Source organism: Caballeronia sp. LZ062, assembly GCF_031450785.1.
In the GTDB taxonomy this organism is placed as follows: Bacteria; Pseudomonadota; Gammaproteobacteria; order Burkholderiales; family Burkholderiaceae; genus Caballeronia.
The window spans coordinates 1768108-1791871 of sequence record NZ_JARTWB010000002.1 but is presented as its reverse complement, the minus strand read 5'-3'; the positions used below and the strand labels follow the sequence as shown (position 1 = coordinate 1791871).

Genomic DNA, 23764 nt, shown 5'->3' with positions numbered 1-23764 from the left:
TCCCAGCGCACCTTCATTCGCGCCGGGCGTTTCGTTGAACCGGCCTTCCGCCAAGCGAAGGCTCACATCGCGAGACGTACCATGATCTACAGCATGACAGGCTATGCCAGCGCGACGCGCGAAGTGGTCGCCGACGGCGCGGGCGGCGCAGGTGTCGGCGTTTCGGTGGAATTGCGCACGGTGAATTCGCGCTTTCTCGACCTGAACTTCCGTATGCCCGAAGACGTGCGCGCCACCGAGCCGCAAATGCGCGAAATGCTGATGACGAAGCTCTCGCGCGGCAAGGTCGATATCCGCATCAACCTGAATCGCGTCGAGCAGACGGCCAATGCGGGCGCGCTCAATCGCGACGCACTCACGCAACTCGCCACGCTCGAGCGCGCGGTGCTCGATATCTTCCCGGATGCCGAACGCATGCGCACCGGCGAAATTCTGCGCTGGCCGGGCGTGCTCGCGGAAAGCTCGGTCTCGCAGGACACGCTGCGGGAAGCGGTGCTCGCGTGCGCCAAGCAGGCGATTGCGGATCTCATCGACGTGCGCGCACGCGAAGGCGCGGCGCTCGCCAACGTGCTCATCAATAACGTGACGGAGATGGAAGCGATCGTCGCGCGCATCACGCCGCTCGTGCCCGAACTGATCGCGAAGCATCAGCAGAAGATCGTCGAGCGCCTGCAGGACGCACTCGGCATCGCAACGTCGGAAAACGGCGCGACGACGAGCGTGCCGCGCGATGAAATCGCCGAGCGCATCCGTCAGGAAGTGACGATGTACGGCATCCGCATCGACATCGCGGAAGAGTTGCAGCGCCTGAGCGCGCATCTCACCGAAACGCGCCACGTGCTGCAAAAGGGCGGCAAGGTCGGCAAGCGGCTCGATTTCATGATGCAGGAGCTCAATCGCGAAGCGAACACGCTCGGCTCGAAGGCGGCTGCCAAGGAACTCGCGGATGCGTCGATGACGCTGAAGCTGCTCATCGAACAGATGCGCGAACAAGTACAGAATCTGGAGTAACGCTCGATCATGCCGAACACCACGCACCGCTCGCATAGCACGTACACGGGCATCTATCCCGGCAACCTGTTCATGGTCGTCGCGCCGTCGGGTGCGGGCAAGTCCACGCTCGTGAATGCGCTGCTCGCGCAGGACCCGGCCATCCGCCTGTCCGTTTCCTACACGACGCGCGATCCGCGCCCGGCCGAGACCAACGGCGTGCAGTATCACTTCGTGTCCGTCGACGAATTCATGGAGCGGCACGACAAGGGCGAGTTCCTCGAAAGTGCGGAAGTGCACGGCAACTACTATGCGACGTCGCGTCTGTGGATCGAAGACCAGATGAAGATGGGGCACGACGTGCTGCTCGAAATCGACTGGCAGGGCGCGCAGCAGGTCAAGAAGCGCTTTCGCAACGCGGTCGAGATTTTCATTCTGCCGCCTTCGCTGGATGCGCTCGAAGACCGACTGAAGAAGCGCGGCCAGGACGCGCCGAACGTGATCGTGCGGCGGCTGCTCGCGGCGGGCAGCGAGATGGCGCATGCGTCGGAAGCGGAGTATGTCGTCATCAACGAGAATTTCGATCGCGCGCTCACCGAACTGCGATGCCTCGTCGCCGCGACGCGCCTGCGCTTCACCTCGCAATACGCGCGTCACACGCAGCTTTTCGTCGAGCTCGGCATTCATCCCACGCACCCGCAATGACGCGAGCGGTGGCCGAGTCGTATCGGTCACATAAGGTAGAATAAAACACACATCGAGAAGGATACAAACATGGCCCGCATCACTGTCGAAGACTGCCTGAAACAAATTCCGAACCGCTTCGAGCTCGCGCTCGCGGCAACGTATCGCGCGCGTCAGCTCGCGCAAGGTCACACCCCGAAGATCGAAAGCCGCGACAAGCCGACCGTCGTCGCGCTGCGCGAAATCGCGGCGGGGCAGGTGGGCGTCGAAATGCTGAAGAAAGTGCCCGTCTGACGGCTGGCTTTTTCTAAGTCTTTTATCCGTTTCATCCGTTTTACTTCTTGCAACCGGCGCAACTGATGGACAAGCGGCGCGTCAGACGAACACGGAGGCGAACATGAGTCAGACACCGCTGCCCGTCTCCGCTTCAGTGGATCCGGACATCGAGATCGATCAGGATTCGCTTCTCGATGCCGACAAGCCGCACGCGGCGCGCAAATACATCGACGCGGTTCTCGAACAGTCGTTTCGCCATCTGTTCGGGCCGACCGCCACGCCGGAGCAGCCACGCAAGCACGACGTCGTTTCCATCGCGAATCTGACGAACGCGCTGGCAAGCTACATCTCCGCCGACGAGATCAAGGAAGTGAAGTCGGCTTTCCACTTCAGCGACGAAGCGCATCTCGGGCAGTATCGCCAGAGCGGCGAGCCGTACATCACGCATCCGGTCGCGGTCGCGGAAATCTGCGCGGGCTGGAAGCTTGACGCGCAATCGATCATGGCCGCGCTCCTGCACGACGTGATCGAAGATCAGGGCGTGACCAAGACGGAAATCGCCGAGCGGTTCGGCGCGAAGGTCGCGGAATTGGTCGACGGCTTGTCCAAGCTGGACAAGATGGAGTTCCGCAACCGCGAGGAAGCGCAAGCGGAAAACTTCCGCAAGATGCTGCTCGCGATGGCGCGCGACGTGCGCGTCATTCTGGTGAAGCTCGCCGACCGGCTGCACAACATGCGCACGTTGGGCGCGGTGCCGCCGGAGAAACGCCGGCGCGTCGCGCGCGAAACGCTCGATATCTACGCGCCGATTGCGCATCGGCTCGGCCTCAACAACACGTATCGCGAGCTGCAGGACCTGAGCTTCGCGAACTTCAATCCGAACCGTTACGCCACGCTCGAAAAAGCGGTGAAGGCGGCGCGCGGCAACCGGCGCGAAGTGGTCGGCAAGATTCTCGAAGCAGTGCAGCGCACGATTGCGGACGCGAAGATCAGCGCGGAAGTGACCGGCCGCGAAAAGACCATCTACAGCATCTACAAGAAGATGCGCGACAAGCAGTTGTCGTTCTCGCAAGTGCTGGATGTGTACGGCTTTCGCGTGGTCGTGGAAAGCGCGCTCGAGTGCTATACGTGCATCGGCGCGCTGCATGCGCTCTACAAGCCCGTGCCGGGCAAGTTCAAGGATTACATCGCGATTCCCAAGGTCAACGGCTATCAGTCGTTGCATACCACGCTCGTCGGGCCGTTCGGCGCGCCCATCGAGTTCCAGATTCGCACGCGCAAGATGCACGAGATCGCCGAGGCAGGCGTCGCGGCGCATTGGCTCTACAAGAACGGCGGCGCGGATCTGAACGACGTACAGAAGCGCGCGCATCAGTGGCTCAAGTCGCTGCTCGACATTCAGAGCGAAGCGGGCGATTCCAGCGAATTCCTCGAACACGTCAAGATCGATCTTTTCCCGGACGCGGTCTATGTGTTCACGCCGAAGTCCAAGATCATGCCGCTGCCGCGTGGCGCGACGGCGCTCGACTTCGCGTATTCGATTCACAGCGACCTCGGCAATCAGTGCGTCGCGGTGAAGATAAACAACGAACTGCTGCCGCTGCGCACGGAGCTGAAGAGCGGCGATATCGTCGAAGTGATCACCGCCCCGTACTCGAAGCCCAATCCCGCGTGGCTCGGGTTCGTGCGCACCGGCAAGGCGCGCTCGGCCATCCGTCACTACCTGAAGACGATGCGCCTGAACGAATCCGTGCAGCTGGGCGAGCGGCTCGTCGATCAAAGTCTCAAGGGCTACGGCCTCGCGCTGTCGGACGTGACGCCGGAGGTCTGGGAAAAGCTCGTGCAGTGGACCGGCAACAAGACGCGCCAGGAAATTTTCGCGGATATCGGTCTCGGCCGGCGCGTGGCGGCGGTCATGGCAAAGCGCATCGAAGTGTTGATGAACGGCATCGCGGACGACGAGGATCATCCGCATCGCGAGCACCACAACACCAATACCGCGCCGCCCGTGGTCATCACGGGAACGGAAGGCATGTCGGTGCAACTGTCGCCGTGTTGCCGCCCGATTCCCGGCGACGACATCATGGGCTATATCGGCATCGGGCTCGGCATGGCGATCCACACGACCGAATGCCGTGTCGCGCAGCGCATCCACCGGCGCGATCCCGGCCGCTGGATCGACGTGGCGTGGGCGCCGCAGCCGGGGCGTCTCTTCGACGTCGCCGTGAAGGTGCTCGTGAAGAACACGAAGGGCGTGTTCGCGCGCGTGGCGGCGGATATCACGTCGGCTGACGCGAACATCGTTCATATCGCGATGGACGAGGACGTTTCGCAGGAAGCGAAGCTGCTGCGCTTCGTGATTCAGGTGAGCGACCGCGTGCATCTTGCGAACGTGATGCGTCGCGTGCGCACGAACCTCGACGTGATGCGCATTGCGCGCGAGCGTCCGAGCGACGAGCCGCATCATCGCAATCAGGACGGCGGCATGCGCATCGACCGGGAACGCGCCGACTACTGATCCGGCGCGGGAACGCGGCGTGCATGCGGCTGTCAGTCGACCGAAAGCATGGAGAGCGCCGTATGAATACATCCGACCTCGAAGGCCCCACGCTCGATTACTGGGTGGCGCGCGGCCTTCACGACTTCATCAGGGAAATTCACTTTACCGACAGCGGCGAGACGCTCTCGATCCGCGGCAACGACCGCGGCAAGGCGTGGGACGGGCGCTTTCTGCCGTCGACGTCGTGGGAAGCGGCGTCTGTCGTGCTGGAGCGCGCCTGCCGGCTGGAAATGAGCGATATCGGGCGCGGCGAAGTGGAATGCACGGCGACGTTCGGCAAGGATGGCGAGCCGGTGCAGGCGAAGGGGCCGTCGTTGCGGATCGCGCTGCTGCGTGCGTTCGTGCGGCATTCGTTCGGCGATAGCGTCGAGGACGTCTATTTGCGGCATCCGCAGACCTTGCTCGGCACGCGTGCCGAAGCGATCAGCGAGCCGACAGCCTTCTATTCGGCGGAGGACGTACCCGCGCCCAACGCGCGCATTGGCGATATCAAGTCGCCGCCACGGCCCTGACGATCAGCATAGCGATGGCGCGGCCAAAACAAAAAGGGCCCTCCGGATGGAAGGCCCTTTAAAAGTGGCGCGGCTGGCAGGATTCGAACCCACGACCCCTTGGTTCGTAGCCAAGTACTCTATCCAACTGAGCTACAGCCGCACGCGAAACGGTACTAACGTTACTGCTTGTGACTTCAACGCGCTTTTGGTTAAGCGCTAATGTTCGGCTTCGAGGCAAAACACCGGAATAAGTGGCGCGGCTGGCAGGATTCGAACCCACGACCCCTTGGTTCGTAGCCAAGTACTCTATCCAACTGAGCTACAGCCGCACGCAGAAGCGGAATTATAGCCAAGCCTGTTTGAAAAAGGAAGAGGCGTTGACCGAAAAATGGCTGACGCTGGCACGCGCCGTGGTAAGTTGACGAGTACACGCCTCTACTCACTCAGCGCGCGATGCGCGGAAATCTGGAATCGTTTTGCATCATGAACAAGGCATTTGTCAAAGAATCGGACGAGAGCGACGACGATCTCGAGCTGGCCCAGCCGGATGTGCCGGCGGGCGCGAAGAACTACATCACGCCGGCGGGGCATCAGCGGCTGCGCGACGAACTTCTGCAATTGCTCGATAACGAGCGCCCGGAAGTGGTCAAGCTCGTGTCGTGGGCGGCGTCGAACGGCGATCGCTCGGAAAACGGCGACTACATCTACGGCAAGCGCCGGCTGCGCGAGATCGACCGGCGCATCCGCTTTCTCACCAAGCGTCTCGATCTCGCGGAGGTGGTGGATGCGCGCAAGCAGGAGAACGTCGATCAGGTCTTCTTCGGCGCGACGGTGGACTACGCCGGCGATGACGGCATCGTGCATACGGTCACTATCGTCGGCGTCGACGAGGTGGATCTGGATCGCGGGCACGTAAGCTGGGTCTCGCCGGTCGCGCGTGCGCTCCTGAAGGCGAGAATCGGCGATACGGTGCCGCTGCATACGCCTCTTGGCGTGCAGCAGATCGATATTCTGGACGTCCGGTATCCGCGCTAGGGCGGGCGTCGCGCTGTGTAGGGACGAAAAAAAGCCGCTCCGAAGAGCGGCTTTTTGACAAGCAGAACAGCTGTTGCGGCTTAGAAGCGGTGACGAACGCCAACCGTTGCCGAAACTTGGTTCGGCGTCGAGGAAACGCCCACGCCGTTGATCGTTGCGCCCAGACCCGAATCGCCCGTGCCCGAAACGTGTTGGTACTCGCCTTGCAGGTACACGTCGGTGCGCTTCGACAGCGCATACGCCGTCTGCAGGTCGACCTGGTGCCACTTCGGCGCCACGCCGTCGATGCGGCTGTTCGTGTACGTGTAGTTCGCTGCGAGCGACAGAGCCGGCGTCAGGTTGTAACGGCCGTTCACTTCGTAGTTCGTGAAGCGGACGTGGCCGTTGGTCAGGTTGACCGTCGTGCCGTTCTGCGTGCCGTTCGGGTTGATCGAGATCGCGTTGTCGAGCATCGTCTGCGTGAACACGAAACCGACGGTAGCCGGGCCGAACGCGTAGCTGATGCCGCCGCCGAAGATGCGCTGACGGCCTGCCGAGAACGGAGCGTCGCCTGCGACTGCGCCGGCGGCGTTTGCCAATGCGCCCGTCGTCTGCGTGTTGTTCAGTTGCAGGTAAGCACCGGCAATGTTCAACGGACCGTAGTTGTACGACACGCCCGCGCTGTACTCGCGGTTGTTCGAGAAGCCGCCGGCTGCGTTCGAGAAGCCGTACTGCGCGCCGAACTTCAGGCCAGCGTAGTTCGCGCTCGTGTACTTGACCGAATTGTTGACGCGGAACGTGTTGTCGAGGTTGTCGTTATCGAACGGGTGGGCGAACTGCGTGCCGCCGTATTGCGTACCCGTCAGAGCGAGAGGCCCGAGGAAGTCGACCACGGAGTCGTATTGACGACCGAGGGTGACGGCGCCGAACTGGTTGCTCGACAGACCGACGTATGCTTGACGGCCGAACTCACGACCACCCTGGCCGTTCGTGCCGTTCATGATGTTGAAGCCGTTCTCCAACGTGAAGATCGCCTTCAGGCCGCCGCCCAGGTCTTCCGAACCGCGCAGGCCCCAACGGCTGCCGTTGACCGAGCCGCTCGTCGCCTTCCAGTTGCTGTGGCCGTTCTGGTTGTTCGTGTAGGTGATGCCCGCATCGATCAGGCCGTACAGCGTGACGCTGCTTTGCGCATGAGCAGCGGTTGCGAAGACGCCCGTGAGGGCTGCGACCATGAGAGTCTTTTTCATCTTTGTCACTCCGAGAGCAGTTTGGGCCTAAGGAACCCAGGCTTTGAGGAAACCTCGCTGCGACCGGCTGCGAGAGGCACGATCGGAGGAGCGATGTATCGCGCAGAGCGACGCATCTGTTTCCGGACCAGACGAAGTGTAAAGACGGTGTTACAGGCGAGGGCGTTCCAGTTTCCGCAATAAATCATTCTCCGATCAGCAATGATCGAAAGCGGGCGTTTTTTCTTTTATATTCAGTGCTTTAAAGCCGAATAAAGTCGTAAGGACCTAAGTGTCAACATAAACTGCGTTGCGGATGTGCGACACGCATTTGCAATGCGAGGGAATCGGAAAGCCCTGAAAATCGATTGTTGATGAAACGGAAACAGAAGTTTGCGCCGAGTAAGGGTAATAGTTGCGACGTGGCTGGCTATACTGTCATTTCTGCTTTCCGAAGCAGACTTTTTCGTTGACGGAAAAGATCTCCAAACTTTGTCAGCGCGGCCTTGCGGTCGCGCTTTTTTTTCGCCGTTTGCCGCCTGCGCGGTGCCGTCAGAGCGCTTCCAGGTCGGTCGTTTGAGCCGGCACGAGGTCGTCGTCCAGCGGCGTCGCCCAGTCTTCCATCACGTAGCGGCGGGCATCCATCGGCGATGAAAGCAGGTTCTGCCAATGATCGCCATGCCATGCTGGTTCGAATGCAATGGAAGATAAGGACGATTCGCCTGGAATAGTCGACGAATTGGCGAACGATTTGCACCATTGCGCAAGACGCGTTAAGTGGTTCATCGTTTAACCTCCTCTCATTACATGACTAGCTGTATTCGATGATGCGCGCGCGCGGAGAATCGGGCAAGGCGAGTTAACACTTACTGCCTAGAATTGGATTAACACGCTTTGCGCTGAGAAAAGATCGGCATTCAAGTAACGCGGGTGGATGAGAGCGGTTAAAAGAATAAGGGTCCATTGGCAGATAAAATAAAAGGCGAACGCAAAGCTTAATTGCCCCGACTATTAAGCGCATTAATGCGGTCTGATCTGCGCTTTGCGGTCGCGCGGCGCTGCGGCAGGCGCTACGGGGCGCAGAGGCGCGCGGGCGAGGGCGCGGGACGACGGTGCTGGCAAGCCATACCACACCGAAAATCGAAAAAGTATTCGAGCGGTAACGTCCGGATTCCGGGTTTCCCCGGAATTGCAAACTCGCACATACCATGGGAGGTGCGCGAAAAAGTCGGATCGCTAGTGCGGCTCCATAATAGTCACGTAAATCGGTAATACTACTTACGTCCGAACGCGCTCAAGTTTTTCACGCAAATGCCGATACAGCCGGGCTTCGCGTCGCCGCCGGCGTGCCGAAGTACCCGTGCGTTAGAATGAGCAATCCGAAACTGTACCGCACGGCCCGATTTAGCCGCACTGCCTTCCATCACGATGCATCTTCCACCGCCTCCCGACTTCACGCTGCCGTCCGCTCCGCTGATTTTCGTCGATCTGGAAACGACAGGCGGGACGTTCGGTGTCGATCGCATTACGGAGATCGGGATTGTCGAGGTCGGGCCGCACGGCGTGTCGCAGTGGACATCGCTCGTCAACCCCGAACGGTCCATTCCGGCGTTCGTCCAGCAGTTGACCGGTATCGACGATGCCATGGTGCGCCATGCGCCCACGTTCGCCGAACTCGCCGCCGGCCTGCTGGAGCGAATGGACGGGCGGCTCTTCGTGGCGCACAACGCGCACTTCGACCATAGCTTTCTGAAGGGCGAGTTCAAACGCATCGGCATGCGCTTCATGCCGGACGTGCTATGCACGGTTCAGCTCTCGCGCGCGGTATATCCGGCGGAAACGCGGCACGGTCTGGACGCGCTCGTCGAACGGCACGCGCTCGTGCCCGCGGCGCGCCACCGCGCGCTCGCCGATGCCGATCTTCTGTGGCAGTTCTGGCAGCATCTGCATCGTGCGCACGCCCCGGAGATTCTGCGCGCGCATGTGGAGCGCGTGACGCGCCGGTTCCGGCTCGCGGCGCAGATCGACGAGGACACCATCGAGCGCATTCCGGCGGGCTGCGGCGTGTACACATTTTTCGGCGACGACGACGCACCGCTCTACGTCGGCCGAAGCGTGCGGCTGCGTCAGCGCGTGCGTTCGCATCTCACGGGGCCGCGCCGCTCGGCGAAGGATTTGCGACTCGCGGCGCTAGTGCGTCGTGTCGAATGGAAAGCGACTGGCGGTGAAATCGGCGCGATGCTCGCCGAAGCGAAGATGATCGCGACACTGCGGCCTTCGCTGAACCGTGCGCCGAAATCGCGAGCCGGCGATGCCCGCAGCATGCCGTGGCCTTATGCAGGCGCCATTGCGATCGAGGAACGCGACGCGGCGACGGGGCAGCGCGCGTGGCACGTCATCGACAACTGGCAATACTTCGGTACCGCAGACGCGCTGCCGCAAGCCCGCGAACTGCGCGCGAACGGCCAGCCTGCGTCGTTCGATCTGGCGATCTACCGCATCCTCGGCGAGCGCCTGTCGCGCGGTCTCGCGGTCACGCCGCTGCGGCAGGACGCGCTCGCGGCCGCCGTCTCGTCACCTCAGCCGACAGCGCCGACGCCGCCCGCGCACACATGCGACAGCGCACGCGCAAGCGGCGCGTTCATCGACGAGTCATAGCGCGTGACATGCTTCCAGCGCGCGACGCTGTCGGCGAGGCGAAGCGGGCAATCGTCGGCATGACGCATCGGCTCGACGCGCGAAAGGGCGCTCAAGAGTGCGGTCGTCAGGCGATCCAACTTCGGGCGCGTGTCGCTGGCAAGATCCGGCGGCGAGCCTTCGGGCGCGGCTCGCAACGCGCGCCAGTTCGCGAACAGTGCGTTCTGCACGTCCTTGCTTGCGTCGATCTGGTCGCGAAAGAACTGCTGCGCGAATTCCGGATCGAGGTCCGCGGCGCGCGCTCGTTCCTCGACTTGCTTGAGCAGCGCGGCTTCGCGCGGCGCGTCGGTGATCGGTTCGTGGCGCGCCCACTTCCAGCGCGCGACCGGTTCGGCGAGCGCGAGACGCTGCGAAACCAGCGCGATGAGGTTGGTGAACGCGGTATCGTCGCCGTCAGCGTGCGCAGGCGCGGGCGCGGCGGCCGCGAACAGCAGCGCGCAAGCGACGGTCAGGCGAGATAGGAAAGTAAGGGCCGATCGAGCGTGCATCGTCTGGGCGGTCCGCACAAAAGCGCCAGCATAGCGCAGGCGCGAGAGAACGCAGGCGGGGATCGGACGAACAAAGCCAGGCGCGCGCCCGACTCCGTTCAGAAGAACAGGGCGTGACGCGTCCTGGCGTCTGCCATATGCGGACTGCGAACCGGACAGCGAAGTCCGTGCGCGCCGCGCGCACCGGGCGTCGAACTCACGACGGCGGCGTGATGATTCAGCTCGGCCGCCTACTTGACCGAAGTCAGCTTGCGCTGCTCGTCGAAGAACGCGCGCACGTGCGCAGGCAGTTCAGTCGCGAGAAACTCCACCGCTACCGGCTCCGGGTCCGGACAGTGCACCTTGTCGGGCGTCGGGATTTTCGTCGGTTTGGCGTCCATGGTTCTCTCCTCGGGGTGACATCGACATTCGATTGCTGGCCAATCCGGTCGCCGCACCTTTTACGAACGACCGCAACAGCCGATTAGCTGTTCCTCTGTTTATGCGTTATCGGATCGGCGTGGCTTCAGCTTGAGCGTGAATCGAGCGCTTTAGTCGAGCGTATGACCGTTCGCACGGCGGCCGGTAATTTCCGCCTCTCCGACTCCGCTCGCGCACTTCAGTTTTAGCAAAAACTGCGCGGTCGTCCAAATGGTCGGCACGGCGGAAAGGCCCGTCGCGCTTGGCGTTGCGGCTGCCGCCGATTCCGCGCGCAGAATTTTTCGCCTTTCCTCTATGGATATAACGATACCGGGAAACCGTCGTTGACGCTGCATGGTGCGAAGCGGAAAACGACGCGTCGTTGTACGAAAGCGCACATAACGCTGGAATTAGCGAAGTCGAGTGCCCGAATGCGAAACGCTTGTGCGCAATTGCGCCAAGAAATGCGAATCGGGAGATCGTGGGGATGTGCGTTGCAAAAAGACGCACGAGAGAGCGGAGACGTCCTGACGCGCTTGGTCAAGACCAAAAGCAAAACCCCGCGCCATTTGCATGAACGCGGGGTTTTGATTACTGCTGAATCTTGTGGTGCCGGAAAGAGGAATCGAACCCCCGACCTTCGCATTACGAATGCGCTGCTCTACCGTCTGAGCTATTCCGGCATCAGAGAAACAAGATTATAGCGACCACATTCTCGATTTGGCAATAGCCTGAATCAAATTTTCTTTGTCTGATGGTAGCGGGTCACGCGATCCACTTCGTTCTTCGAGCCGAGGAACACCGGCACGCGCTGATGCAGGCTCGTCGGGACGATATCGAGAATGCGCCGTTCGCCGTCCGTCGCCGCGCCGCCCGCCTGCTCGACGATGAACGCCATCGGATTCGCTTCGTACATGAGGCGCAGCTTGCCGGGACGGTCGGGCGTGCGCTTGTCGGCCGGATACATGAAGATGCCGCCGCGATTCAGGATGCGATGCACGTCCGCGACCATTGACGCAATCCAGCGCATGTTGAAGTCTTCCTTGCGCGGGCCGTCCTTGCCTTCGTTCAGTTCGTTGACGTAACGCTGCACCGGCTCGTACCAGTGGCGGCTGTTCGACGCGTTGATCGCGTATTCGCGCGTTTCGGTCGGCACCTGCATGTCGCGCTGCGTCAGCACCCACGAGCCGAGCTCGCGGTCGAGCGTGAAGCAGTTGACGCCATGTCCGACGGTCAGCACGAGCACCGTCTGCGGGCCGTACACCGCATAGCCCGCAGCCACCTGCGCGCTTCCCGGCTGCATGAACGCCGCTTCCGAGGGATCGGCGCCATCCGGGCAGCGCAGCACCGAGAATATGGTGCCGATCGACACGTTGACGTCGATGTTCGACGAGCCGTCGAGCGGATCGAACGTCAGCAGATAGTTGCCTTTCGGGTAGCGGTTCGGAATCGGGAAGATCTTTTCCATTTCTTCCGAGGCCATCGCGGCCAGGTTTCCGCCCCATTCATTGGCTTCTAGCAGGATTTCGTTCGAGAGCACATCGAGCTTCTTCTGCACTTCGCCCTGAACGTTTTCGCTGCCGGCGGAGCCGAGCGCATCGCCGAGCGCGCCTTTGCTCACCTGATAGCCGATCTGCTTGCAGGCACGCGCGACGACTTCGATCAGAAGACGCAAGTCGGCCGGCAGATTCTGGTGTTCGCGCTGCTGCTCGATCAGGTACTTCGTAAGCGTGGTACGGCTGGAAATGGAGGACATGCTGGGCTCCGGTGAGCGTTAGACGAATATTCACGATTCTAACCGCTCGATCCTGCTCGCCGATGTGACAGCACCGGCCGTCGCCGCCATAAACAAGAATGGCCGTCGCGCGAAACAACGCGCGACGGCCATCGAACGGCTGAAACGCTCTTACGCGGCCAGCGCCTTCTCCACGACTTCGCGCACGTCGCGCGACTTAGCCTTCGACGCGACTTCGCTCAACGCCGCGTGCATCTTCTCGCGCAGCGCCGGCGTGAAGCGCCGCCACATTTCGAGTCCGCGCGCGAGCCGCGCCGCGACTTGCGGATTCAGCGCGTCGAGCGCGATCACCTGTTCGGCCCAGAACGCATAGCCGGAGCCGTCGACGGCGTGGAACTGCGCCGGATTGCCGCTGCAGAAGCTGAAAATCAGCGAACGCGCGCGGTTCGGATTCTTGAGCGTGAACGCCGGATGCTGCATCAGCTGCCGCACGATCTCGATCACCTTGCGCTCGTCGCCGCCGCGCTGCGTCGCCTGAAGCGCGAACCACTTGTCGATGACCAGCGCCTCCTTCTCGAAGCGGCGATAGAAGTCCGCCAGCGCCGCGTCCGCGACGCTCGCGTCGGCGCCTGCCGTCGCGCTCGCCAGCAGCGCGGAAAGGGCGGCGGAGCGGTCCGTCATGTTGTTCGCGTCGTCGTATTGCTTTTGCGCGAGACGCACGGCGTCGCTCGGATCGTCGAGCTGGCTGAGATACGCGAGCGCCAGATTTTTGAGCGCGCGCTTGCCGGCGTCTTCCGGCGTCGGACGATACTCGCCCGGCGTCTGATTCGCCTCGTAGACGGCGAGCCACTTGTCGCGCAACTGCGTCGCGAGCCGGCGGCTCAGGAACACGCGCGCTGCATGCACGGCGGCAGGGTCCGATACGCTCATTTGCTCCGCCAGATAGCTTTCCGACGGCAGCATCAGCGCGAGTTCACGGAAGGCGGGCGTGAGCGACGTGTCGTCGAGCACTTGAGCGAACGCCGCGATCACTTCGTCGCCAATCGAAAGCGTTTCCCCCTTGGCCGCGCGCCCGGCGAGCGCGAGCAACTCGCGCGTGGCCAGGCGTTGGCCGGCTTCCCAGCGGTTGAACGGATCGCTGTCGTGCGCGAGCAGGAACGCGAGCTGTTCATTCGTGTAATCGAATTCGACGATCACCGGCGCCGAAAAATTGCGCAGCAGCGAGGGCAGGGGCGCCTCGTCGACATCGACGAACGTGAACGACTGCTCGCGTTCCGTGAATTCAAGCACACGCGTCGTGCCGCTCGGCTCTTTTTCGCCTTCCAGACGCAGCGGCAAATCCGCGCCGTTCGCGCCGATCAGACCGACCGAGAACGGAATCAAGAGCGGCCCTTTCTGCGTCGCGCGGGCGGCTTCGGACGTCTCGCCGTAGCCTTGCGTGAGCGTCAGCGTGTATGTCTTGTTCGCGGCGTCGTAAAACGCGCGGACGTTCACGCGCGGCGTGCCCGCCTGGCTGTACCAGCGTTCGTACTGCGCGAGGTCGCGATGATTGGCGTCGGCCATGGCCTGACGGAAGTCGTCGCAGGTCACGGCCTGGCCGTCGTGGCGCTGGAAGTAGAGGTCCATGCCGCGCCGGAAGCCGTCGCGGCCGAAGAGCGTCTGATACATCCGCACGACTTCCGAGCCTTTCTCGTAGACGGTCATCGTGTAAAAATTGTTGATCTCGACGTAGCTCTCCGGGCGCACCGGATGCGCCATCGGGCCGGCGTCCTCGGCGAACTGCATTTGCCGCAGCACGCGCACGTCTTCGATGCGCTTCGTTGCGCGGGCGGCGGCGCTCGCCGCGCCATCGGCGTCGCCCGCGGCCATGTCGGCGGAGAATTCCTGATCGCGGAACACCGTCAGCCCTTCCTTCAGGCTCAGCTGGAACCAGTCGCGGCACGTCACGCGGTTGCCGGTCCAGTTATGGAAGTACTCGTGGCCGACCACGGCCTCGATGTTCGAAAAGTCCGTGTCCGTTGCCGTTTCCGGGTTGGCGAGCACGTACTTCGTGTTAAAGATGTTGAGGCCCTTGTTCTCCATCGCGCCCATGTTGAAGTCGCTCACCGCGACGATCATGAAGCGGTCAAGATCCAGCTCCAGCCCGAAGCGCTTCTCGTCCCAGCGGATCGAGTGAATCAGCGAATTCATGGCGTGGCGCGTCTTGTCGAGATCGTGTTCTTCGACCCACACTTGCAACAGCTTTTCCTTGCCCGAGCCGCTCTTGATGCGCTCTTCCAGCACCACGAGCTTGCCCGCGACGAGCGCGAACAGATAGCTCGGCTTCTTGAACGGGTCTTCCCACTTGGCGAAGTGGCGGCCATCGGACAGATCGCCTTCTTCGATCAGATTGCCGTTCGACAGAAGCACCGGATACGCGGCCTTGTCGGCGCGCAGCGTGACGGTGTAGGTGGACATCACGTCCGGACGGTCGAGGAAGTACGTGATGCGCCGGAAGCCTTCCGCCTCGCATTGCGTGAAGAAGTTGCCGCTCGACACGTAAAGTCCGGAGAGCGTCGTGTTCTGTTCCGGATTGCAGATGCTTTCAATGGTCAGTTCGAACGCGTCGCCGGGAAGATCGCCGATCGACAGACCGTGCTCGTTGATCTGGACATCTGCGTGCGCGGCGCCGTTGATCGCGGCGCGCACGAACTCCAGTTGCTCGCCGATCAGTTCCAGGCGCGCCGCATGGCCGGGCGCGTCGGGGTTGCGGCGCAGGCGCATGGTGTTCTTCACGACGGTGCGCGACGGCACGAGGTCGAATTCCAGCGCGACCGAATCGATCAGGAATGCGGGCGGCGTATAGTCCTCGCGGCGGATCACAGCGGACGCGGTCGGTGCGGGCGTGTTGGACATGGCAAGATCTTCTCGGTGAGAGTGGCGGCCCGTACGCTTACGTGCGGCAAGACGTCAGGCACGAATGCGGGCTCGGCAGGTCGAACCATTGTACAAAACGGTGGGCTGTCGTGAGTCGGCGCCGTTCGACCTGGAAAGCGCAGTGAACCAAGTGAGGATGACCATGAGTCGCTCGACATCTCGACTGATGCGCGCCGCGTGCGTGGCCGGCGCACTGTGGCTCGCGGGCTGCACGACCTATGTGCAGACGCAAGTGACCGCGTTCTCCGACTGGACCGGCAGCGACGCCACGCGCACTTATGCCTTCGCGCGCCAGGACGCGCAGCAGAACAGCATCGAGCAGAGGACATACGAAACACTCGTCGCGAACGAACTGGCGAAGCTCGCGTTCAGACAGGTGCCGGAGGCGAGCGCGCGCTATCAGGTCGCGCTCGCGTTTTCGGTGCGCGGCGATCTCGTGACCGTGCGCCAGCCCGTCTACTACGACCCGTGGCCGTGGTACGGCTATTACGGACGTCCGTTCTGGGGTCCGTGGGGCGGCTTCGGCCCCTACGGGCCGTGGGGCCCGACCGGCTATGTGGATCAGAGTTACCCGGTCTATATCCACGCGCTGCAGATCCGCATGACGGACCGTTCGACGGGACGCGAGGTCTACAAGGTGACGGCGGTCAATTCAACCGACGACTCTTCGCTGTATCGCGCGATGCCGTATCTTGCCCGCAGCGCGCTCGCCGGTTTCCCGCTCGGCAACGGCACGGTGCGCACGGTGACGCTGCCGGTGGACAAGAGCGGCGGCATCGGCAACGAGACGGCCGCATCGCTCGATACGGCGGCGAGCGGGACCGCGCCGGCGCCCGCGGCCGCGCCGAAAACGGTGGAATGAAAACGGTGGAATGAGAGCGTGCGCCGAACGCGCCTGCGTCACGCCGAAAGGCACGCGGACAAAGCGTTCGGGCGCGCGGGAAACCCGCCGCAATATATGCAGCGGCGGTCAATAAGCGATATATTCGCGGTCATGACAAAACCGTGTCCGCCCCATCCGAAAGCCGTTCCCGAGCCCACCACGTGGGACGCGCGGCTCGCCCGCCGCCTCGTCACGCCGCTCGTCGGCACGCCCGTCACGCCGAATCATCTGACGACCGTTCGCCTCGCCATCGGGCTCGGCGGCGCGTACTGCCTCTCGCTCGGCGACTTCTGGTTGTGCTCGCTGGGCGCGCTCTTGATTGCGCTGTCAAATTTCGTCGATCACACCGATGGCGAGCTTGCGCGCATCAGCGGTCAGTCGAGTAAGATCGGACACTTTTACGACCTTGCGTGCGACGCGCTCGTGACCGTGCTGCTCTTCGCGGGCATCGGTTTCTATGTCGCGGCGCATCATCCTTCGTACGCGGTCGCCGCGCAGTGGCTCGGCGGCGTCGCGGGCGTCGCGGTCGCGCTGATTTTCTTCCTGCGTATGCGCATCGAGTCGATGGTCGGCAAATCCGGAACCAAGCAGGCTTCGGCGGGCGGCTTCGAGACCGAGGACGTGCTGTACCTGCTGCCGCTCGTTACGGTGCTCAACGGCATGACGCCGTTTCTGATTGCCGCAGCCATCGGCGCGCCGTTGTTCGCCGTGTACGTCGCGGTGGATTATCGGCGGGTCATACGGCGCGTGCGGGCTGAAGCGACGGTGTGCACGGCGGCGAAGGCGGCGAAGGCGGCGCACCCTGCGCGCAAGGACGGCAACGATTTTCAGGCGGTGAGATGAGCGATACGGCAACTCCGGTCAACCAGCATCCGGGACAGTCACAGGTAGACCGCGCGAGCCGCCCGTCACCGCGCGACATCGACGCGACGCTCAACGCGCGTCTGGCGACATTGTCCACGCCCAGGCTGCACGCCGACTACGAGAAGCAAGGCTCCTTCCTTTATCTCGACGACTTCCTTCCGCGCGACTATACCGAACGCCTGATCGCCGCCGTCCACGACGTGATGCCGGCCGTTAACCGCAACTACTTGCCGGGGCACAAGGCGGGCGGCAGCGTGAGCCGTCACACGCTCGACAAGCTCGCGCCGTTCATCGCGGACTTGTACCGCTCCGAGGCGCTCATCAAGTGGCTGGAGGCGGTAAGCGGCGACAAGCTGCAACTCTCGCCCGAAGACGATCCTCACGCCTACGCGCTGTATTTCTATACCCGCCCCGGCGATCACATCGGCTGGCATTACGACACGTCGTACTACAACGGCCGGCGCTACACCATGCTGCTCGGCGTGATCGACGATTCGTCGTGCCGTCTCGACTACGAACTGCATACGCGCACGCCAAACGTGCCGCCGCAACCCGGCTCCGTGCAGTATCCGCCGGGCGCGCTGGTGTTCTTCGACGGCGACAAGCTCCGGCATCGCGTGACGCCGCTCGGCGAGAACGAGATGCGCGTGTCCCTCACGTTCGAGTACGTCACGAACCCGGAAATGCGGCCGTTCCAGCGTTTCATTTCGAACATGAAGGACTCGATCGCGTACTTCGGGTTCAAGCAGGTCTTTCGCCGCAAAGGCGGCAAGAACGGGCAGGCATGAGTCGCGCCGGGACGTTTCTGCTGTCGATCGGCGTGGTGTTGTTCATCGCGCTGCTCGGCTGGCAAGGCTTCGGCTCCGTCGCTACGACGCTCGCCGCCGCAGGCTGGGGCCTCTTCGCCGTGGCCGCGTTCCACTTTGCGCCGCTCGTGCTCGACGCCGGCGCGATCAGCGTGCTCTTTTCCCGCAACGAACGCGACGTCACGCTGCGCGACGCGCTGCTCGCGCGCTGGGCAGGCGAATCGGTCAATAGTCTGATGCCCGCCGGGCAGATCGGCGGGCCGATGCTGATGGTCCGGCATCTCTCGCAGCGCGGCATGCGCGCGCGCGACGCCGCCGCCGTCATCACCGTCAGCACGACGATGCAGACCGTCGCGCAACTGCTGTTCGCGCTCGTCGGCGTCGTCCTCTTGACGGGCTACGCGGCGGGCGGCTCGTCGACGGTCGTGTCGATTGCGGTGCTGGCGGTCGTCGGCGTCATCGGGGCGATGATCTTCGGGTTCTATCTCGCGCAGCGGCGCGGTTTGTTCGGCCGCGCGATGCGCTTCGCATCCGGCATCGCAGCGCGCTTTTCGAAGAAGCGCGACTGGTCGTCGCTCGTCACGCGCGCCGAGGCGGTCGATACGGCGGTTCACGCGCTGTATCGCGAGCGCGGCAAGGTGGCGGCGAGTTTCGGCCTGAGCATGCTTGGCTGGATCGTCGGCACGGGCGAAGTCTGGATCGTGCTCGATCTGCTCGGGCATCCGGTCGGCTGGACGGAGGCGCTGCTGCTCGAAAGCCTGGGTCAGGCCATTCGCGGCGCGGCGTTCGCCATTCCCGGCTCGCTCGGCGTGCAGGAGGGCGGTTATCTGCTGCTCGCGCGCCTCGTCGGCCTGCCGCCCGAAACGGCGCTGGCGCTCTCGCTGGCCAAGCGTGCCCGCGAGCTCTTGCTGGGCGTGCCGGGCATCGTCTATCTGCATTTCGTTGAAAAAGGCTGGCAGCGCCGCCGTCTTGCGCGCGTGCCGGATATCGACTGATTCACCCTCGAAGGGAACAACAACCATGCGCGCAATCATTCTTGCGGCCGGGATGGGACTTCGTCTCGTTCAGCCCGAGGGCCAGCAAAAGCCGAAGTGCCTGCTGCGCTTCGGCGACGCGTCGCTTCTCGAACGCCATCTTCATTATCTGAAGGGCGCGGGCGTCGATGAAATCGTCTTCGTGACCGGCTTCAAGCACGAACAGATCGAGGCGGAACTGGCGTCGATCGACTGGAAGCCGAAGACGGAAATCGTCGTGAACGAGGAATTCACGCTCGGCAGCGTGTTGTCGGTTCACACGGCGCGCGAAGCCATGACGCGCGGCGGCGACGTGCTGCTGATGGATGCCGACGTGCTCTACGATGAGCGCATCATCGAACCGCTGGTCGCTGGCGGCGCCGTGAACCGCCTGCTTATCGACCGCGACTTCGAAGCCGGCGACGAGCCGGTGAAGCTGTGCGTCGAGAACGGCGTGCCGGTGGAACTGCGCAAGCAGGTCGCGGCGGGCCTCACGTACGACACCATCGGCGAATCGGTCGGCTTCTTCCGCTTCGACGAGAAGACGGCCGCGCGTCTTGCCGAGATCGTCGCGCATTACGTCGAGACGGGCCGCGCGAAGATGCCGCATGAAGAAGCGGTGCGCGACCTGCTGTTGGAAAAAGCCCACGTGTTCGATATCGCCGATGTCACCGGCGCGCCGTGGATCGAAATCGACTTTCAGAACGATGTAACGCGCGCAGCCGACGAAGTGCTGCCGCAGTTGCAACCGCTACGTGAGTTTGCAGGAGCATCCCAACAATGAACGCACCCGGAACCATTCCCGTCGGCTACTCGCGCACCATGCGTCTGCGCGAGATGCTGCAAAGCAACCGCCTCGAATTCCTGATGGAAGCGCACAACGGCATCTCCGCGCGCATCGCGAAGGAAGCCGGTTTCAAGGCGATCTGGGGCTCGGGCCTGTCGATCTCCGCGCAGTTCGGCGTGCGCGACAACAACGAAGCAAGCTGGACGCAGGTCGTCGATAACCTCGAATTCATGGCCGACGCGAGTGACTTGCCCATTCTGCTCGACGGCGACACCGGCTACGGCAACTTCAACAACGTGCGCCGGCTCGTGAAGAAGCTGGAGCAGCGCGGCATCGCGGGCGTGTGCATCGAGGACAAGCAGTTCCCGAAGACCAACAGCTTCATCAACGGCGAAGCGCAGCCGCTCGCCGACATGGACGAGTTCTGCGGAAAGATCAAGGCAGGCAAGGATTCGCAGAGCGATCCTAACTTTTCGATCGTGGCGCGCGTCGAGGCGCTGATCGCCGGTTGGGGCATGGAAGAGGCGCTCAAGCGCGCCGAGGCATATCGCCAGGCGGGCGCAGACGCGATCCTGATCCACAGCAAGCTCTCGAAGCCCGACGAAATCCTGACCTTCGCGCGCGAATGGGCCGGGCGCGGTCCGCTCGTGATCGTGCCGACGAAGTACTACAGCACGCCGACCGACGCGTTCCGTCAGGCGGGCATCAGCTGCGTGATCTGGGCGAACCATCTGATTCGCGGCGCGGTGTCGGCGATGCAGGCCATCGCGAAGGAAATCCACGACAGCGAAACGCTCGTCAATGTTGAAGACCGCATCGCGACGGTGAACGAGATTTTCCGCCTGCAAGACGCCGACGAATACTCGGCGGCAGAGAACATCTATCTGACGGCGGCCAACGAAAAGCGCAGCGCGGTCGTGCTGGCGGCGAGCCGCGGCGCGGGTCTCGAAGCCGTGACGGCGGATCGTCCGAAAGTGATGCTGCCGGTCGCGGGCAAGCCGCTTTTGCGCCATCTCGTCGAGGCGTTCAAAAAGGAAGGCATCAACGACATCACCGTGGTCGGTGGCTACCGTGCCGATGCGATCGATACGTCGGGCGTGCGGCTCGTCGTCAACGACAAGCACGCGTCGACGGGCGAACTGGCATCGCTCGCGTGCGCCGCGAAGCACATCACCGGCGACACGGTGCTCTCCTACGGCGATTTGCTGTTCCGCAGCTACATCCTGCGCGATCTCGTCGAATCGCCGAGCGACTTCTGCGTCGTCGTCGATTCGTCGCAGACGCCGCAATCGGGCGCGTCCGCGACCGACTTCGCTTACTGCTCGCAACCGGATGACCGCGCGCTCTTCGGCCAGAAAGTGTGGCTGGAAAGCGTGGTCGGCGCGGGACACGGTCTGACCGAAGGCCGCGCGCCGCAGGGCCGCTGGATGGGTCTCATCAATGTGCGCAGCAGTGCACGTGATCGCCTGCTCGCGGTGCTCGCGCAGCTTCAGCAGCGCCCCGACTTCGACACGCTCGACATGGCAGCGCTCCTGAACGCGCTCGTCGCGGCGGGCGAAAAGATCGAAGTGCAGTACGTGCACGGCCACTGGCGCGGCGTGAACGACCTGGACGACTTCCGCCGCGCGGGCGACTTCGCGCACGGTCAAACGCCGATCGGCTCCGAAGGTCTGGAGAACGCGCGTGATTGAGGCCGCCCAGTTCGTCGAGGCGGCGCGCGCGCGCGGCTTCGACTGGTACGCGGGCGTGCCGTGCTCCTTTCTCACGCCGTTCATCAACTACGTGCTGCAGGACGAATCGCTGCACTACGTGTCGGCGGCGAACGAAGGCGATGCGGTCGCGCTGATTGCGGGCGTCGCGCTTGGTGCAGGAAGCGGCACGCGGAACAGCGAGCGCAAACGTCGCGGCATCGCGATGATGCAAAACTCCGGGCTCGGCAACGCGGTGAGCCCGCTGACCTCGCTCACGTGGACGTTTCGCCTGCCGCAGCTTCTGATCGTGACGTGGCGCGGCCAGCCGGGCGTCGCAGACGAGCCGCAGCACGCGCTGATGGGCCCGATCACGCCGCAGATGCTCGACACGATGGAGATTCCGTGGGAGCTTTTCCCGACGGAAGCGGACGCCATCGGCCCGGCGCTTGATCGCGCGACCGACTACATGGACCGCACGGGCCGTCCGTATGCGCTCGTCATGCAGAAGGGCAGCGTTGCGCCATACGAGCTGAAGAAGACCGGGCTGTCGGGCGTGCGCTCCGCCGAAGCCGCCGCGCCGGTCGACCGATTCGAAGGCGAGCGCGTGACACGTCATGCCGCGCTGGAGCGCGTGATCGCACGCACGCCGAAGGATTCGACGGTCGTCCTGGCATCGACCGGCTTCTGTGGCCGCGAACTGTACGCTATCGACGACCGCGAGAATCAGCTGTATCTCGTCGGCTCCATGGGCTGCGTGACGCCGATGGCGCTCGGCCTCGCGCTGTCGCGACCGGACCTGACCGTCGTCGCGCTCGACGGCGACGGCGCCGCGCTCATGCGCATGGGCGCGTTTTCGACGCTCGGCGCGTACGGCCCGTCCAATCTGATCCACCTGTTGCTCGACAACGGCGCGCACGAATCGACCGGCGGACAGGCGACCGTGTCGCGCGGCGTCGATTTCGCGTCGATCGCGGCGGCGTGCGGCTACGCGCTCGCGCTCGACGGCGACGACATCGGCGTGATCGACCGCCTCATCGATGCGCAAGCGCCCGAAGGCGCACGCTTCGCGCGCCTGTCGATCCGCACCGGCACGCCCGCCGACCTGCCGCGCCCGAAGATCACGCCGGAAGACGTGCGCGCGCGCCTGCAACGACACATCGGAGAACGCTGATGCTGCTGCTCAATCCCGGTCCCGTCACGCTCACCGAACGCGTGCGCAACAGCCTGTTGCAGACAGACATGTGCCATCGCGAGCCGGAGTTCTTCGACTTGCAGGACGAAGCGAGAGCGCGGCTCGTCGCCGCCTACGCGCTCGATCCCGCGAAGTGGACAGCGGTGCTGATGACCGGCTCCGGCACGGCTGCCGTCGAAAGCATGATCGCGGGCCTCGTGCCGGAAGGCGGGCGGCTGCTCGTCGTGGAAAACGGCGTGTATGGCGACCGCATCGCGCAGATCGCGACGCAATACGGCATCGAGCATGAAGTGCTGAAGTACGAATGGATGCAGGCGCCGAACACCGACGCGATCGTCAAATTGATCGACGAGAAAGCGTTCTCGCACGTCGCGATCATCCATCACGAGACGACGACCGGCCGCCTGAATCCGCTGTACGCGCTCTCGCGGGCGTGCGCCGAACGCGGCGTCGGCTTGCTGGTCGATGGCGTGAGCAGCTTCGGCGCGGAAGCAATCGACTTCGACGGCGGCGGCATCGTCGCAGTCGCGGCGACCGCCAACAAGTGCCTGCACGGCGTGCCGGGCGCGGCATTCGTGATCGTGCGGCGCGACGCGCTGGCGAAGGCCGCGAGCCGCACGTACTACCTCGGCATCGCGCGGCTTGCCAAGCTGCAGGACGCGCGCAACACGCCGTTCACGCCGTCCGTGCATGCGTACTACGCGCTCGTCGAGGCGTTGCGCGAATTCGAGGACGAAGGCGGCTGGCGTAAGCGTCACGCGCGTTATGCGGCGCTCGCGGAGCAAGTGCGCGCGGGCTTTGCGGCGCTCGGCATCGAAAGCGCATTGCCGGCGGACGAATCGTCGGTCGTGTTGCGCGCGTATCGGCTGCCGGCGGGCATCAGCTACGAAACGCTGCACGATGCGTTGAAGGCCAAGGGCTTCGTGATCTACGCGGGGCAGGGCGGCTTGTCCAAGACGCTCTTCCGCATCTCGACGATGGGCGCGCTCGACGCCAGCGACATGGACCGCCTCGTTGCGTCCGTCGCGGAACTGCTGCGTTAAGCGTAA

Annotated in this window: 21 protein-coding genes and 3 tRNA genes; 15 read left to right on the top strand and 9 right to left on the bottom strand. The window is 63.5% G+C overall.

The window, feature by feature from the left end; genetic code table 11:
- Positions 1–81: 81 nt before the first annotated feature.
- From P9239_RS14460 to P9239_RS14440, 5 genes are all read left to right on the top strand, one after another.
- Positions 82–1011: a YicC/YloC family endoribonuclease gene (locus P9239_RS14460; RefSeq protein WP_309751957.1), complete on the top strand. Its 930-nt coding sequence runs from the start codon at positions 82–84 to the stop codon at positions 1009–1011.
- Positions 1012–1020: 9 nt separating this feature from the next.
- The gene (gmk, locus tag P9239_RS14455) at positions 1021–1695 is read left to right on the top strand and encodes a guanylate kinase (protein ID WP_309751955.1); all 675 of its coding nucleotides are present in this window, start codon (positions 1021–1023) and stop codon (positions 1693–1695) included.
- Positions 1696–1764: 69 nt separating this feature from the next.
- Positions 1765–1968 carry a DNA-directed RNA polymerase subunit omega gene (rpoZ, locus tag P9239_RS14450; protein ID WP_006025620.1) on the top strand — a complete coding sequence of 68 codons (204 nt, stop codon included), beginning with the start codon at positions 1765–1767 and terminating at the stop codon, positions 1966–1968.
- Positions 1969–2071: 103 nt separating this feature from the next.
- Positions 2072–4468, top strand: a complete 2397-nt coding sequence (locus tag P9239_RS14445) for a bifunctional (p)ppGpp synthetase/guanosine-3',5'-bis(diphosphate) 3'-pyrophosphohydrolase (RefSeq protein WP_309751952.1) — start codon at positions 2072–2074, stop codon at positions 4466–4468.
- Positions 4469–4530: 62 nt separating this feature from the next.
- Positions 4531–5022 carry a phage protein NinX family protein gene (locus P9239_RS14440; RefSeq protein ID WP_309751950.1) on the top strand — a complete coding sequence of 164 codons (492 nt, stop codon included), beginning with the start codon at positions 4531–4533 and terminating at the stop codon, positions 5020–5022.
- A 65-nt stretch (positions 5023–5087) separates the two neighbouring features.
- On the opposite strand, the gene P9239_RS14435 is transcribed toward P9239_RS14440, so the two are convergent.
- Positions 5088–5164, bottom strand: a tRNA-Arg gene (locus tag P9239_RS14435).
- Positions 5165–5256: 92 nt separating this feature from the next.
- A tRNA-Arg gene (locus P9239_RS14430) sits at positions 5257–5333 on the bottom strand.
- A 154-nt stretch (positions 5334–5487) separates the two neighbouring features.
- Here P9239_RS14430 and greB point away from each other — a divergent pair.
- Positions 5488–6039, top strand: a complete 552-nt coding sequence (gene greB, locus P9239_RS14425) for a transcription elongation factor GreB (RefSeq protein WP_309751948.1) — start codon at positions 5488–5490, stop codon at positions 6037–6039.
- An 80-nt stretch (positions 6040–6119) separates the two neighbouring features.
- Here the strand turns inward: greB and P9239_RS14420 are convergent, their stop codons facing one another.
- Both P9239_RS14420 and P9239_RS14415 read right to left on the bottom strand, forming a co-directional pair.
- Positions 6120–7265 carry a porin gene (locus P9239_RS14420; RefSeq protein WP_309751946.1) on the bottom strand — a complete coding sequence of 382 codons (1146 nt, stop codon included), beginning with the start codon at positions 7263–7265 and terminating at the stop codon, positions 6120–6122.
- 531 nt (positions 7266–7796) lie between these two features.
- Positions 7797–8030, bottom strand: coding sequence for a hypothetical protein (locus tag P9239_RS14415; RefSeq protein WP_309751944.1), 234 nt, complete (start codon positions 8028–8030; stop codon positions 7797–7799).
- 642 nt (positions 8031–8672) lie between these two features.
- Here P9239_RS14415 and P9239_RS14410 point away from each other — a divergent pair.
- The gene (locus tag P9239_RS14410) at positions 8673–9902 is read left to right on the top strand and encodes an exonuclease domain-containing protein (RefSeq protein WP_309751942.1); all 1230 of its coding nucleotides are present in this window, start codon (positions 8673–8675) and stop codon (positions 9900–9902) included.
- Here the strand turns inward: P9239_RS14410 and P9239_RS14405 are convergent.
- From P9239_RS14405 to pepN, 5 genes are all read right to left on the bottom strand, one after another.
- Positions 9824–10429 (bottom strand): chorismate mutase, encoded by a 606-nt coding sequence (locus P9239_RS14405; RefSeq protein ID WP_309751940.1) that lies wholly within the window; start codon positions 10427–10429, stop codon positions 9824–9826. The two genes, P9239_RS14410 and P9239_RS14405, sit on opposite strands and share 79 nt — an antisense overlap.
- Positions 10430–10659: 230 nt before the next feature.
- Positions 10660–10809, bottom strand: a complete 150-nt coding sequence (locus P9239_RS14400) for a hypothetical protein (protein ID WP_309751938.1) — start codon at positions 10807–10809, stop codon at positions 10660–10662.
- Positions 10810–11435: 626 nt separating this feature from the next.
- A tRNA-Thr gene (locus P9239_RS14395) sits at positions 11436–11511 on the bottom strand.
- 53 nt (positions 11512–11564) lie between these two features.
- Entirely contained in the window at positions 11565–12584 is a 1020-nt protein-coding gene (locus P9239_RS14390) for a class 1 fructose-bisphosphatase (protein WP_309751937.1), read from the bottom strand.
- A 150-nt stretch (positions 12585–12734) separates the two neighbouring features.
- On the bottom strand, positions 12735–15458 hold the full coding sequence (gene pepN, locus P9239_RS14385; RefSeq protein WP_309751934.1) for an aminopeptidase N: 2724 nt from the start codon (positions 15456–15458) through the stop codon (positions 12735–12737).
- A 157-nt stretch (positions 15459–15615) separates the two neighbouring features.
- Here pepN and P9239_RS14380 point away from each other — a divergent pair, with 157 nt between their 5' ends.
- From P9239_RS14380 to P9239_RS14345, 8 genes are all read left to right on the top strand, one after another.
- Positions 15616–16341 carry a DUF4136 domain-containing protein gene (locus P9239_RS14380; protein WP_309754057.1) on the top strand — a complete coding sequence of 242 codons (726 nt, stop codon included), beginning with the start codon at positions 15616–15618 and terminating at the stop codon, positions 16339–16341.
- 132 nt (positions 16342–16473) lie between these two features.
- On the top strand, positions 16474–17205 hold the full coding sequence (locus P9239_RS14375; RefSeq protein ID WP_309751932.1) for a CDP-alcohol phosphatidyltransferase family protein: 732 nt from the start codon (positions 16474–16476) through the stop codon (positions 17203–17205).
- Positions 17202–18014 carry a 2OG-Fe(II) oxygenase gene (locus P9239_RS14370; protein WP_309751931.1) on the top strand — a complete coding sequence of 271 codons (813 nt, stop codon included), beginning with the start codon at positions 17202–17204 and terminating at the stop codon, positions 18012–18014. The genes P9239_RS14375 and P9239_RS14370 overlap by 4 nt, the downstream gene beginning before the upstream one ends.
- The gene (locus P9239_RS14365; protein WP_309751929.1) at positions 18011–19027 is read left to right on the top strand and encodes a flippase-like domain-containing protein; all 1017 of its coding nucleotides are present in this window, start codon (positions 18011–18013) and stop codon (positions 19025–19027) included. Before P9239_RS14370 ends, P9239_RS14365 begins: the two co-directional genes overlap by 4 nt.
- A 25-nt stretch (positions 19028–19052) precedes the next feature.
- The gene (locus P9239_RS14360; RefSeq protein WP_309751928.1) at positions 19053–19829 is read left to right on the top strand and encodes a phosphocholine cytidylyltransferase family protein; all 777 of its coding nucleotides are present in this window, start codon (positions 19053–19055) and stop codon (positions 19827–19829) included.
- The gene (gene aepX, locus P9239_RS14355; protein ID WP_309751927.1) at positions 19826–21523 is read left to right on the top strand and encodes a phosphoenolpyruvate mutase; all 1698 of its coding nucleotides are present in this window, start codon (positions 19826–19828) and stop codon (positions 21521–21523) included. The genes P9239_RS14360 and aepX overlap by 4 nt, the downstream gene beginning before the upstream one ends.
- The gene (gene aepY / locus P9239_RS14350; protein WP_309751925.1) at positions 21516–22694 is read left to right on the top strand and encodes a phosphonopyruvate decarboxylase; all 1179 of its coding nucleotides are present in this window, start codon (positions 21516–21518) and stop codon (positions 22692–22694) included. The genes aepX and aepY overlap by 8 nt, the downstream gene beginning before the upstream one ends.
- Positions 22694–23758 (top strand): 2-aminoethylphosphonate aminotransferase, encoded by a 1065-nt coding sequence (locus tag P9239_RS14345; RefSeq protein WP_309751924.1) that lies wholly within the window; start codon positions 22694–22696, stop codon positions 23756–23758. Before aepY ends, P9239_RS14345 begins: the two co-directional genes overlap by 1 nt.
- The last annotated feature ends 6 nt before the right edge of the window (positions 23759–23764 follow it).

Coding starts and splice junctions, on each gene's coding strand:
- P9239_RS14445 (WP_309751952.1), top strand. CDS start 2,072: ATGAGTCAGACACCGCTGCCCGTCTCCGCTTCAGTGGATCCGGACATC.
- greB (WP_309751948.1), top strand. CDS start 5,488: ATGAACAAGGCATTTGTCAAAGAATCGGACGAGAGCGACGACGATCTC.
- P9239_RS14375 (WP_309751932.1), top strand. CDS start 16,474: ATGACAAAACCGTGTCCGCCCCATCCGAAAGCCGTTCCCGAGCCCACC.
- P9239_RS14405 (WP_309751940.1), bottom strand. CDS start 10,429: ATGCACGCTCGATCGGCCCTTACTTTCCTATCTCGCCTGACCGTCGCT.
- aepX (WP_309751927.1), top strand. CDS start 19,826: ATGAACGCACCCGGAACCATTCCCGTCGGCTACTCGCGCACCATGCGT.
- pepN (WP_309751934.1), bottom strand. CDS start 15,458: ATGTCCAACACGCCCGCACCGACCGCGTCCGCTGTGATCCGCCGCGAG.
- gmk (WP_309751955.1), top strand. CDS start 1,021: ATGCCGAACACCACGCACCGCTCGCATAGCACGTACACGGGCATCTAT.
- P9239_RS14400 (WP_309751938.1), bottom strand. CDS start 10,809: ATGGACGCCAAACCGACGAAAATCCCGACGCCCGACAAGGTGCACTGT.
- P9239_RS14345 (WP_309751924.1), top strand. CDS start 22,694: ATGCTGCTGCTCAATCCCGGTCCCGTCACGCTCACCGAACGCGTGCGC.
- rpoZ (WP_006025620.1), top strand. CDS start 1,765: ATGGCCCGCATCACTGTCGAAGACTGCCTGAAACAAATTCCGAACCGC.
- P9239_RS14410 (WP_309751942.1), top strand. CDS start 8,673: ATGCATCTTCCACCGCCTCCCGACTTCACGCTGCCGTCCGCTCCGCTG.
- P9239_RS14390 (WP_309751937.1), bottom strand. CDS start 12,584: ATGTCCTCCATTTCCAGCCGTACCACGCTTACGAAGTACCTGATCGAG.
- P9239_RS14415 (WP_309751944.1), bottom strand. CDS start 8,030: ATGAACCACTTAACGCGTCTTGCGCAATGGTGCAAATCGTTCGCCAAT.
- P9239_RS14360 (WP_309751928.1), top strand. CDS start 19,053: ATGCGCGCAATCATTCTTGCGGCCGGGATGGGACTTCGTCTCGTTCAG.
- P9239_RS14380 (WP_309754057.1), top strand. CDS start 15,616: ATGACCATGAGTCGCTCGACATCTCGACTGATGCGCGCCGCGTGCGTG.
- P9239_RS14460 (WP_309751957.1), top strand. CDS start 82: ATGATCTACAGCATGACAGGCTATGCCAGCGCGACGCGCGAAGTGGTC.
- P9239_RS14365 (WP_309751929.1), top strand. CDS start 18,011: ATGAGTCGCGCCGGGACGTTTCTGCTGTCGATCGGCGTGGTGTTGTTC.
- P9239_RS14420 (WP_309751946.1), bottom strand. CDS start 7,265: ATGAAAAAGACTCTCATGGTCGCAGCCCTCACGGGCGTCTTCGCAACC.
- P9239_RS14440 (WP_309751950.1), top strand. CDS start 4,531: ATGAATACATCCGACCTCGAAGGCCCCACGCTCGATTACTGGGTGGCG.
- P9239_RS14370 (WP_309751931.1), top strand. CDS start 17,202: ATGAGCGATACGGCAACTCCGGTCAACCAGCATCCGGGACAGTCACAG.